Source organism: Agriterribacter humi (assembly GCF_009192765.1).
Classification (GTDB): domain Bacteria; phylum Bacteroidota; class Bacteroidia; order Chitinophagales; family Chitinophagaceae; genus Agriterribacter; species Agriterribacter humi.
In genome coordinates this window covers 490,735-503,434 of sequence record NZ_VOHQ01000003.1, presented here as the reverse complement: position 1 = coordinate 503,434, position 12,700 = coordinate 490,735, and the positions used below count along the sequence as shown (strand labels likewise).

Sequence of the window (12,700 nt, the reverse complement as noted above, 5' to 3'; positions counted from 1 at the left end):
TTTAGAATTTTACTTTCGCGCTGGGCAAAAATCTTTGCAAATCCTCCATCATTTCCTTTGACCCAATAAACAAAGGACTGCGCTGGTGAATATGTTCAGGTTGTATATCCAGTATGCGTTGCTTACCATCCGTTGCGTTACCACCAGCCACTTCCGTTATAAAAGCCATAGGATTGCATTCGTAGCACAGCCTGAGTTTTCCATTGGGCTTACCCGTTACCTGCGGATAAAAAAATATTCCGCCCTTTAATAAGTTACGGTGAATATCGGCCACCATACAACCATAATATCGGTTGGAATAGGGACCGTTCTTATTTGCCGTAGTGGATATACAAAAATCCACATAGTTTTTCAGCTTCTGATCCACCTGGTTATAATAACGGTTATCGAACGAATAAAAAAGACCATGCGGAGGCATTTTCAAATTGGGGTGACTAAGGTAAAATTCGCCGATAGCGGTATCTAACGTAAATCCATTCACCCCTCTGCGGGTGGCATATACCAGTATAGTGGATGAACCGTAAATTACATAGCCGGCCGCGACCTGCTTGATACCGGGCTGCAGGAAATCTTCCAGCTTCGCCGGTTTGCCTAAATCGGAAACACGACGGTAAACACTGAATATACTCCCTATGGAAATATTAATATCTATATTACCCGAACCATCTATCGGATCCATGAGCAGCACATATTTCGACTGGTTGCTTTTGGCATCATCAAACACAACCATCTCCTCATTCTCTTCAGAAACAATACCGGCGCAATTGATGCCCGATCGCAATACATTGATAAAAACATTATTGGCATACACATCCAATTTCTGCACCACTTCTCCCTGGATATTGATACTTCCTTCTGCACCTAATATATCTGCCAGCGCCGCTTTATTTACTTCAAGGTTTACCCGCTTGGCGGCCAGTCCAATGCCGCGCAGCAAACCCGATAATTCTCCCGTTGCATGAGGGAATAAGCGAAGCTGCTGAATAGTGAATTCATCAAGTGTGATCAGGTTATGGTATCTGGGCATGATTTTTAAATTAATATTAATAATACAACAGCTACCTCTGCATTTTTATTTCAATGCAGGAGGAGTTGTGATCAATTCAATAAATCTTTTCTTAACGCCTTCTGCCTGCTCAGCATTTACTTTTAAATAGCGATGCTTCCCGGTTGGGTTGGGAGTAAACGCAGTGAACTCATCAGCCAGAACTTTAATAGTACCAGGTTCGCTAACACTAAAATAATCCTTTGCACCTTCCGCGGCGTACAATACGGCAGTAAGATCCCAGGTTTGGCGGTCGTAAGGCATTTTTGCATAACTTTCATAAGCGATCACCATGGGATGATGGGCTGCCCATTTAAAATCATTGAGTATACTTGTTGCCGGGTACCTGATTTGTTCGCCCACTTCAAAAGGACTGACCACTATTTCGGTTGGCCATTCCTGAAAAAGCTCCCGGGCGGCAGGAACATCTTTAATCACGTTGTATTCCTTCATTTTCTTTCCTTCAAAATTGCCCGCCATTACCGATAAAAATTTCACTTTTTTTGCCACAAGCGCTTTTCCGTTCAAACCCGTATAACTATCCGGGGGCGAATTGAGCAGCTTGGCGAGGTTAGTTGAAAAACCGACAGAAACAATAACCACGGAATGATCAGCAGCCTCCGATAATACCCGGCGGTAAAGATTTACTGATTCGGGATAAGCAGCAGTATCTTTTGTTGTTCTTTTGAAAGCTGGCTGATAAACGGCTACCGCCTGGGTATAATTAACTGCATCATGTTCTGAGTTTGCGCCATTTACTACTTTTCCAACCGGTATCTTCGGGTAGCCATACCAGGTATTCATGATATCAAGATATATAGCAGATGTGGTATTGTTTTTATTGGAACTCACTGCAAGCAACTTAACCATTTTTTTATCGGCATATTTATACAGCATATCCAGCGCCAGGGCATCATCAATATCATTGCCCATATCTGTTTCAAAGATGACAGGTAAAGGCTTATTGATAGCAGTTGCTTTTTTCAGGTTACTGCAACCTATGAAAATAATATATGTGATCAGTAAAAAAGATAGGCTGAACCTTTTATCAGTCATTTTAATCTTTTAATATGTGTGATGAAGAATAATGGTTATATAAAATATGCTTGCCTTATCACCCCGGTTGAAGTTTATCCGTGTTACGGTTAACTGTGTTCATCTATTTTTCCCGACTGTATCTGTAAAATAACTTGGCCAGGCAATATCATAACACATATGGTCACTGCTTTGTGTATCAGTTATGAATCAGGTTTTTAATGTGCTCAAGATATTTTTCTGCCAATACCTGCCTGTCAAAATTTTTTTTCGCATACTGATAACCATTCTCTCCCTGTTGATTCAACAGTTCAGGATGCGCCAGGTAATTCCTGATGACCCTGTTAAATTCAGCGCTATTTTCAGGTTCCACATAAGTGCCTGCCTGCGCCTTTTCAACCAATTCCCTTGACACGCCATCAATTGCCATAAGGATAGGAATTTTACATGAAAAATAATCAAAGGTCTTATTAGAATATACAGTTTTAAAAGTATCTACTCTTTTCAGAACAGAAGCTCCCATTTCAGAGGCCAAAATATATTTAAATACATCCTGCTTAGGTACTGCATCTATAAATCGCACATTAGCTATATTTTGATCGTACGCCATTTTTTTAAGCCGTTCTTTTTCCATTCCCTGTCCTATTAACAGAAATAATACATTTGTATCCTTAAGCAGTTTCGCGGTTTCCAAAATTTGTTCCAGGTGATTGGCCACGCCATGGGCGCCTACATAAGTAATTACAAAGTGGTTACTTAACCCATTTTGGAAACGAAAATTACTACGATCAAAATCTTTCATTACCTCTTCGCTAAGACTAAAATCCGCAGCGTTAGGTATCATCAGCAGCTTGCTTTCTGCAATATTTTTTTTATCTCTTAAAGTAGTATAAAACGCGGGTGTCAACACATTAATCAACGCAGCCTTTTTATAGATAAACTTTTCAAACGCATAAGCAATTTTAATAACAAATTTATTGGTCAGTATTCCTGTATCAATAGCAGATTCCGGCCACAGATCCCGGATCTCAAAAATCATTGGAATACGTTTGATTTTAGAAATAAGATAGCCACTGGCACCTACAAATAATGGAGGAGAGGTAACTACAATCACATCATATTTACCCTTTGCTTTAAAAAGGCCCGCCCATAATGAAGAGAACATAAAAGAGAAATAGCCCCACAACCTCCCGGCAAAGCCCTTGTTATATGATTCTGAAACATGGGTACGATGTACGGTTACTTTGCCCTGCTGTTTTACGACAAAGTGTTTTCCTTTATACTCAGGTCTTTTCTCACTCCCATTGGCATGCACCATACCGGCAACAACTGTAACCTCATGCCCGGCATCGCTCCAGTTTTTTGTCATTTCATTCCATCTTGAGCCTCCGGAATCACCTTCTTCAAGAAAATATTGATGCAATAAAAGTATTTTCATGACTTATTATATTTCATTCGCTTATCCCTAACATTTCAATGTTATAAATTTAAAGGTGCGAACTTTTATTGTGTTTATCCCGTAAAAATTAAAAACAATACGATTATATTTATTAATCTAATGATTAGTATCCAGTATTACTGAATATAACACTTTACAGATCATCCGGTTTAATCATGCGGAATTTTCAATGGCAGATCCATCCATGCCAGGCCAATGTTCCTGAACATGTGGCTCTTGCTTTGCCCTTCGGCAGCATCATATAGCAGTGCCAGGCGATTGCCCACCTTAATAACAGCAGGCATGCCTATGGCGCCTTTGGCCCAAACTGAGTTCGTACTATCTAATACTACAGCTTTATGTTTTGTATTCCATTTATTGACATCCTTCGACCAGTATACCCATATGGCATCTGTATATTCAAGTTCTTTTTCATCAATACCTATATGATTGGTAAACAAGAACCATGTTTTAGCGAACCGGTCATAAAACAGGGAAGAATTTTCAACCTGCTCTGTTAAAGGAAATACAGGCACGCTATCTATCCGCCAGGAGCCGTTCAGATCTTTGGTTCTTGCTATACCCAACGTTCTTTTAGTACCTGCACTGTCCTGTGCGGCTCCACTAAAGAACATAAGATATTCTTTTTTATCCTTTACTATAAAACCCGGACTGGAAGTAACCGAATAATAACTGTTTTCCTTTGGAGGCAAAGGGGTAACATCATATTGTTTAATCCATGGGCCGCGTAAAGATTTAGACTGCGCTTTCATGGTGAGGTAGGGAAAAGCAGGAATGCGATAAGGAGGCGGAGTTGTATTAGGTGTTCCCAGGTAAAACATATGCCATACATCTTTTTCTTTTATTGCCCATGGTGTGGATGCACTTTTATAATCAGTTTTTGTTGAATCGCCCAGGGTAAGAATGGTTCCCTTCTTCGTCCAGGTGCGCAGATCTCTACTTTCCGCCAGGCAGGAGATCCATCCGTCTTTACCTGCTCCATCATAAAACAGGTAATAAGTATCTCCTTCTTTGTTAACTACGGCTTCCCTTGCGCCATAGGTATCGCAACTGTCTTTTCCATCGCCATAACGCATCACAATACCTTCGTCCCTGCATTCCATGCGTAAGGAAGCAGCGGGCCTGCCATCGCTGTATTTAATTTTTTGCGCTGCTGCGTTCGCCGATAAAATAGTTAACAGCATACAGCAGCTTCCGTAATAAATAATTGTATTTCTTTTCATATGCAACATGGTTATTGGGCATTCATTTTTGCAGGGCAATATATTTAACATGCAGCATATCTCCATCCTTTGCCGTATGGTCACTGTCTGGTACAATCTTTAACCCGGTAAGCACTCCTTTGTAGTTTGGCGACTGATGTAAGGAAATGTGCCAGGTATGCATTTTACCATCACCCGAAACCATAAATTCTATACTGTTCTTCTCTTCAAATTTCCCGTTAAAACTGCGCCAGTATACTTTTGCTTTTTTAACATCAGCATGGTAAGCCGCTTCAAACACCAACACAGGCGCATCGGCCGCTTTCCAGAAAGTATACGGACCAATCATCGTGGCCTGCTTATTCAGCTTAACAAATAATCCATCCTCAATTGGCCATCCCGCATCGGTAGTATTTTCATATGTCCAGTGCCGGCGATCATTGTTAAAATGCCAGGCGGGTAGTTGCAAAGGATTATTTTTATATACATAGCTCCTGATCTCTTTTAGCGATCCAACAATAAGCGTGTAGTTATAGGTATAGGTAATATTATGATCCAGCACTTCTGTATTTACGGGTGAGATATAGCCCGTGCCCGCATCTTTGCTACTGCCTTTAAAACTGGAATCGCCGTAATAACCGCCGGAAAAATTTTGTACTGCTGCGTTCCAGATACCAAGCCCATAATCATTTTCATCAACATTAGCCGCCCAGTTTTCTGTTGCCTGCCAGTGCGCCCATTGTATGGAAGGAGCGCCGGGAAAATTATGATTGGCAATAACGCTTAGGGTATCATGCGTAAAAGGTTTATCGCCTTTGTAACTAACCAGCCTGTGCCACGGTGCATTGGTATATACGGCAGGCAGCTCCTGTCCTCTTGCTTTATACTGTGTAGTATCTGAACGGTTATTCACTATCCTGCTTTTCACTTCAACAGCATTAGCTTTTAATTGTATCCACGATTCAAAAACACATTCACCCGGTACACTATCCAGCGGCCAATGCATAGGGATGCATTTTACATACAAGGTTTTGCCAGTATTTTTATACTCCAGCACTTTTGAACGGTTGCCGGCTACATCACCCGATTGTATAGGGTTCCAGCCAATAAAAGTCCATGACGCATGAGCTTTTTTATTGCCAGGCTCATAAGGAACGGGACCACTGTAAAAAGACATCTGCACCTGCCGGCCCCAATCAAAATTATTGATCAGGTTGATCTGTTTCTTCGTATCAGCGATATAGGTGATAGCGCCGCCAAGGCTCAGATCAATACCCACTTTGATATAGGCATTCTGAATATAGCTCATTTTACTAATACTGTCTGCATCATTCGCCTGCGCTGTTGCATCAACTGTTATCCAACCATGCAGCAGCGCATAAAATGCTATTGTAATTTTTTTCATTGTTCAGTTTATTCAGATCACGTGTTTATTGTTTATCCCAATTCTCCCGCACCATTCATTTGTTATTTTAAGTTGAATTTTATCTGAAGTTAAAAATAAAAGCCTGGTGAGATCAATTTGAATGATCTTTCACCGCACTTAGGTTAACGCGAAACAGCGCCATCGGGGAAACAATAGTTAAGAGGGTTAGCTTTACTTTTTAAAACCCAGCTTCTGCGCGCTTTTTTGCGCTTTCAATGCAAGCTCAGTAGCAAGGAAGCAATGTTCCTGTGGAATAGCAATTTCAGTGCGGTTGACGATATCATTTACAAACAATTCACCGAAAGGAAGCGGATCTTTGTTACAGTTAATATAGCGGGTTTCTTTTTGGTTTACAATAAAAAGATGATTGCCGCCTTCACGCCCGCCAATATCAATATTCTTACGAATTTCAATGTATCCTTCTGTACCAAGAATGGTGAGCCTTGCATCTCCCCATGTGTTTAATCCATCGGGTGTAAACCAATCCACGCGGATATATCCTGTTCCATTGTTCCCTCTTAACATCACATCACCAAAGTCTTCAAATTCCGGGTATTGGGGATAATGCACATTGCCAACCTGCGCAGAAACGATGTCCGCTTTGGTGGAACCTGTGAAAAATAAAAACTGGTCAAACTGGTGTGAGCCGATATCGGTAATGATGCCGCCAAAATATTTTTTATCAAAAAACCATTCCGGTCTTGATGCGGGATTCATACGATGTGGGCCCATACCAATCGTTTGAATAACGTTCCCTATAATGCCGGCCTTTACCAGCTCACCCGCTTTTACCGTTGCCCGGTTCTCTAATCGCTCGCTATACATGATCGTATACATTCGTTTGGTTTCCTTTTGTACACGACGCACCGCTTCAAGCTGCTCCAGCGTGGTAATGCCGGGCTTATCAACAAGATAGTCTTTCCCATGCTGCATCACTTCAACGCCTAACGGGGCACGTTCCACCGGGATGCCGGAGCTCAGGATGAGTTGTATAGCATTGTCTTCGAGTATTTCTTTTTTACTACGGACAGGCTTTGCCTGTGGATATTTTTTCGCAAAAGCAGATGCCAGGTCAGGTTCTTTGGCATAAAAAGAAACCAGTTCCCCGCCCCCTCTTGTTACGGCATCAACCATACCGTATATATGAGAGTGGTTGATATTGATCACCGAAAATTTAATTTTGGGCTCGTTATGCATCAAAGCAATTGATTTTTTGGACAATGATGAGAACAGGGCTATGCCTGCGGCAGCTTTAGAGCCATTCGTTATAAACCGGCGTCGGTTAAGAATAGATTGTTTCATGGACTTCTTTTTTATGACAAGCGTTGAAGATTAAATTTAGCTTATTCCCAATGTTCTTTCAAAATACTATTGTAATCTCTTTCATTGTTCAATTTATTCAGATCACCTCTTTATTGTTCATACCAATTCTCCTGCGCAGTTCATTGTTACCTTAAGTTGATTATACCTGTAAGTTAAAAAAAAGCCCGGTGAGATCAGTTTGAATGATCTTTCACCGGACTTACAGTTAACGGCCCCAAAACGAACTTTAGTGTTTAATATTTTTGCCTTTTGAAACCGGCTATGTTGATTAAAAATTTGGTGTCAATGCTGACTCATCAGCAGGCAACCCATAATAAGGATCCAGGATAGTGAATGCATTATTAGGCGGAACAGCACCATCGGGGTAATAATAATCCAGTGGGTTTGCTTTTACCCTGTTGCCGTAAGGAACAATTACAGACTGTATCCTGTCTGTTCTAACCAGGTCGAACCAACGTTTATTTTCAAACGCCAACTCTACTCTCCTTTCCTGGTAAATCGCATCGCGCATATCAGTTTGTGAAGTGGCAGTGGTACTTCCCAGTCCTGCGCGATCACGCACCTCGTTCAAATAAGGCGCTGCATCGAGCGGTTTGTTCTGCTCATTGAGCGCCTCAGCCAAAAACAATAATACTTCCGCATACCTGTAAACCGGCCAGTTAGTGCCTGTATTGCCATGCAAGGCATGGGGTTTAGCAAATTTTTTAATGTAAGGATATACTTTATTGGTTCTTAAACTCTGACTCAATGTAACATAAGCGATGGAAGCGTCCTTTCTTTCATCGCCAGGTTCATAAGCCGCAATAATATCAGGAGTAGGGATATTATTTCCTTCTCCCGAAAGAGATTGAGGATTAGAAGTTCCGGTAATGGGCGCCAATTCTGTTGAAGTCATTGGCCGGGGCAAAAAGTTATAGATGAAACTGCCATTATACCCTGCGGACCCTTCCATAAACTGAATTTCAAAAACAGATTCCTTGTTGTTTTTATTACCCGTAGAAGTAGAAAAAACATCTTCGTAGCCTGAAGTGATTAGCGAATATTCCGCACTGGTTACTACATCCCTGGCAACTGTTTCTGCATCACTCCATCTTTTTTGCCACAGGTACAAATCGGCAAGCAATGTTTTTGCCGTACCCGATGTAACCCTGCCCGGTTCCTGAACTGATTTTGGCGGCAGCAGTTGCGCCGCTTCTTTTGCATCGCTTTCAACCTGGGCATATAATTCATCAGCAGTAGCCAATGGTAAAGCTGCTTCCTGGCGATTGGTAACCGGTGTTAAATGCAATGGCGCCTTTCCAAAATACCGCACCAGTTCAAAGTAGGCAAAAGCTCTTAAAAAAAGTGCCTGTCCTTTTAAGTTATTCTTTGAAGTAGCATCAAACTCTATATCATCAATAGTTGCCAGAATTTGATTTGTACGGGCTATGATCTGGTAATCCTGGCGATACTGATTAAGTACATGCCCGTTGGTTGTTACACCATTGCTCATTGGCAAAGCAAAATCTGCAACGTTTTCCGTTGCATCTACTGCTCCAAACAGGATATTGCGCGGATAGTAGGTATTGTCGGAGTGCATTTCACCCAAAACCCAGGACCTGTCATTAAATATAGTCCTCAATGGTGCATAAGCGCCATTAACCGCCTGTTGAAAATCGGCTTCTTTAGTAAAAAAAGTAGCCGAGCTCAATGCTGTTTCCGGTGGTACATCTAAAAACTTTTTACAACCAGTTGTAGCAATAACTAACAGTGCGATTATTGTGATTTTTGTTTTCATTCTTACAAAATAAAATGTTAGAAAATAATTTGGCAGCAACTAAAAATTCAGGTTAATCCCTAAAGTAAATGTACGCGGAACCGGGTAGTTAGAAAGATCCACCCCCTGACTCAGGTTTCCACCATCACCGGCGCCATTGCCCTGTGCACTGGTTTCAGGATTTGGACCGCCCCAGTAATTGGTAAAAGTATATAACTGCTGAATTGCCGCATACAACCTTGCAGACCTGATGGTTTTGCTCCTCTTAAAATCAAGGTTATAACCAAGTGTAACGTTCCTGATGGTAAAATAGGATGCATTGGCAATAAAGCGGCTGTTCATCCAGTCTCTTTCTACTCCGGTAACAGTACCTCCGCCAACGGTAGTACCATAAAAACCTTTACCGGGATTGTCAACCGATCTGAAACGATACTTTACTTCCTCCACCATGTTGAACACACCATCTAAGTTGGCTGTACTATACAAATGACGTACAAGGAGTTGATTTCCTTTTGAGCCTGATCCCACAATTGAAAGATCAAAGTTGCCGTATTGCAAAGTATTGGTTATACCGTAAATGAAATTGGGGAAAGGATTACCAATAATAGTCCGGTCATCTTCGTTGCCGCCATAAGTAATCACACCATCTCCGTTTACATCTTTAATTTTAATGCTGCCCACGGTGGAACGTCCGGGAATTTGAGGAGATTTATCCAGATCATCCTGGTTCATATACACGCCCTGGGCTATAAGTCCGTAAAATTGCCCGAATGGTTTACCTACCTGGGTAATGTGGAAGCTACCATATACCCTGTCTATGCCATCAGCCAACGCAATCACCTTGTTGCGGTTAAATGAAATATTAGCGTTGGTAGTCCATTTCAGTTTGCCAACGGTATTCCTGGTGGTTACCGCAAATTCGTGACCCCAGAATTTAATTTCACCAATGTTGTCGTTGAAATTACTAAATCCCGCTTCCTGGGGCACCTGCACACTATACAATAAGTTGGTTGTATTTTTCGTGTAAAAATCATAAATGAACTGCACCCTGTCGTTAAATAAAGACAAGTCCAATCCAAGATCAAATTGTTTGGTTGTTTCCCAGCCCAGATTGTTGTTTGCCAAAGAAGTTACCACTGCACCTGTTGCTACATTATTGCCAAAAACGGCATTTACGGTATTGTTAACAAGGGCATACTGTGTGTAATTACCTATATTGTTGTTTCCAATTACACCATAACTGGCCCTGATTTTGGCAAAAGATACATGCCGCAGGTTTTGCATGAAGTTTTCATCAGAAATAATCCAGCCTACGGAAGCGGAAGGGAAAGTACCCCAACGATTGGCGGATCCAAAGCGGGAAGATCCATCACTACGAACAGCGGCGGTTAACAGGTATTTACCTTTAAAATCATAAGTAAGTCGTGCTAAATAAGAGGTTAGTGCCCATTCCTGCACGCCATTATTAGTGCCACCCCTGTTTATATTAAGTGCACCCTGGATGGTGGGCAGCCTGTCATCGGTATAGGTATCTGCCTGGATACGGGTATTTTCCTGGCGGAAGTGCTGGTTGGTATAGCCTGCCAGTAATTCAAAATTATGGTCATTGAAACTCCTTGTGTATGTAGCCAGGTTTTCGTTCAGCCAGGTAGTATTTTCAACATTCTGCCTGATGGAAACGGCCGTAGTGGGTACAGGCACGTTCATGGCGCTGGTTGCTGTAGATGGATTGAAGAAAAAGAACTTGGAAGCCAGGTATTCAACATTGAAGGTTGATTTCAGGGTCAATCCTTTAATGGGCTGATACTGCGCATATACATTTCCCAGCAGGTTAATGTCTTTTGTTTCATTCGTTAATTGCTCCGCTGCTCTTACCCAGTTGGGATAATCGAAGATATTGCCTGTATTTCCGGGAAACTTATTATATAGCGTAAGTTCGCCATTCGCATCGTAAATAGGCATTACGGGCCAGGTATGCAGAGCGTTAAATAAAATACCTGTACCACGGTCTCCATCGGTTCTGGGCGTGTTATCATAAACGTAGGAAGGTGCAATATTAAAGCCGAGTTTTACTTTATCGGACAGCGCATAATCCGTGTTCATGCGGAGTGAATATCTTTTATAGGAGTTATTGAGCACAACGCCTTCCTGGTTATATACTCCCGCTACCAATGCCGTACTGGTTTTTTCAGTATTGGATGTTACAGTAAGATTATAGCTCTGCAAAGGCGCCTTTCTCAGCAAAGCGCCATACCAGTCGTTATTTTTGCCTTCGTATTGTGAAGGATTTTGAAACTCCACGGGTACAGCCTGCCCTGCATCTTCATAATATTCTTTTTTAAATTGCGCAAATTCAACTGCATCCATCATCTTTATCCTTCCTCTTTCAGGGACTTGTTGCAAACCCACAAACGTATTGAAACTCACATTTGTTCTTCCTTTCTGTGCTTTTTTAGTGGTGATCAAAACGACACCGTTAGCTGCTCTTGAGCCATATAAGGAGGTGGAAGCAGCATCTTTCAATACAGAAATAGTTTCTATCTCGTCCGGGTTAATCGCGCCAATGTTGCCTGTAATCGGAAATCCGTCAATTACATATAAAGGATCGCTTCCTGCAGAAACCGATAATTGTCCGCGAATTCTAACCGACATTCCCTGCCCGGGCTTGCCTGTTGTTTGATTAATTTGCACGCCTGCCAGCTTACCTTGCAGTTTTTGTGTCATTTGCGAAACAGGTATGTCTTTAAATTCCTCTGCGCGTATATTCTGCACGGCTCCTGTTACCTGTCTCCTGATCTGGTTACCATAACCAACCACTACAACCTCTTCCAGGCCTTTCGTAGAAGCAGCCAAACTTATATTAATAGTGCTCCTGCTATTAATATCCACTTCCTTGCCCTCGTAACCTACAAAAGAAAAAACAAGTGTTTTCCCTGCTCCGGCATTTATGGAAAACCTCCCATCGTTATTTGTTTGTGTGCTGATATTGGTTCCCTTAACGGAAACCGTTACGCCCGGCAAACCTGCAGAAGAGCCTGCATCTGTTACCGTTCCGGTAATGGTTTGCTGTTGGGAAAATACCTGTAATGAAAACAATGTAACAACCAGCAGGGTTGTAAAACATTTGATGTAAGTAATGGTTTTTTTTTGCATAACACTTTTTTGAATTGAGGTGAATTACAATTTTTTTTGTAGGGGGGATCTAAATTATACGGGATAGATTGGGCAATACTTCCCTGCAGCAAAATCTCCACAGATTTTACGGGTCAATATTTTTACATTGAGTAAAAAAGGATTAATATTTCAGAACAAACTGCTCCGGGGTATTCAATGTAAACAGACAGGTATCCTGTTTTAAGAAGTGTTCAAACCATTTTCCAATGGTATTTGTTTTTGCATAGCAATCAATTTTGGGGGTTATCAAACTGAATGGGTAAACCCACTCATTATAATC

General features: G+C 41.6%; 8 protein-coding genes. All 8 read right to left on the bottom strand.

Annotation, left to right across the window (positions count from 1 at the left end; genetic code table 11):
* Nucleotide 1 precedes the first annotated feature (1 nt).
* The 8 genes from fbp to FRX45_RS08365 all read right to left on the bottom strand — a co-directional run bounded on the left by fbp (nucleotide 2) and on the right by FRX45_RS08365 (nucleotide 12,399).
* On the bottom strand, nucleotides 2–1,027 hold the full coding sequence (fbp, locus tag FRX45_RS08400) for a class 1 fructose-bisphosphatase (RefSeq protein WP_152267950.1): 1,026 nt from the start codon (nucleotides 1,025–1,027) through the stop codon (nucleotides 2–4).
* 45 nt (nucleotides 1,028–1,072) lie between these two features.
* Nucleotides 1,073–2,101, bottom strand: a complete 1,029-nt coding sequence (locus FRX45_RS08395; protein WP_152267949.1) for a nucleoside hydrolase — start codon at nucleotides 2,099–2,101, stop codon at nucleotides 1,073–1,075.
* 178 nt (nucleotides 2,102–2,279) lie between these two features.
* The gene (locus FRX45_RS08390) at nucleotides 2,280–3,518 is read right to left on the bottom strand and encodes a glycosyltransferase family 4 protein (RefSeq protein WP_152267948.1); all 1,239 of its coding nucleotides are present in this window, start codon (nucleotides 3,516–3,518) and stop codon (nucleotides 2,280–2,282) included.
* 170 nt (nucleotides 3,519–3,688) lie between these two features.
* Complete coding sequence (locus tag FRX45_RS08385; protein ID WP_152267947.1) at nucleotides 3,689–4,762, bottom strand: glycoside hydrolase family protein; 1,074 nt, start codon at nucleotides 4,760–4,762, stop codon at nucleotides 3,689–3,691.
* A 22-nt stretch (nucleotides 4,763–4,784) separates the two neighbouring features.
* The gene (locus FRX45_RS08380; RefSeq protein ID WP_152267946.1) at nucleotides 4,785–6,146 is read right to left on the bottom strand and encodes a hypothetical protein; all 1,362 of its coding nucleotides are present in this window, start codon (nucleotides 6,144–6,146) and stop codon (nucleotides 4,785–4,787) included.
* A 192-nt stretch (nucleotides 6,147–6,338) separates the two neighbouring features.
* Nucleotides 6,339–7,469 carry a Gfo/Idh/MocA family protein gene (locus FRX45_RS08375; protein WP_152267945.1) on the bottom strand — a complete coding sequence of 377 codons (1,131 nt, stop codon included), beginning with the start codon at nucleotides 7,467–7,469 and terminating at the stop codon, nucleotides 6,339–6,341.
* A gap of 289 nt (nucleotides 7,470–7,758) precedes the next feature.
* The gene (locus FRX45_RS08370) at nucleotides 7,759–9,267 is read right to left on the bottom strand and encodes a RagB/SusD family nutrient uptake outer membrane protein (RefSeq protein WP_152267944.1); all 1,509 of its coding nucleotides are present in this window, start codon (nucleotides 9,265–9,267) and stop codon (nucleotides 7,759–7,761) included.
* A gap of 39 nt (nucleotides 9,268–9,306) precedes the next feature.
* A complete protein-coding gene (locus tag FRX45_RS08365; RefSeq protein WP_152267943.1) occupies nucleotides 9,307–12,399 on the bottom strand; it encodes a SusC/RagA family TonB-linked outer membrane protein in 3,093 nt (1,030 codons plus the stop codon).
* Nucleotides 12,400–12,700 lie beyond the last annotated feature (301 nt).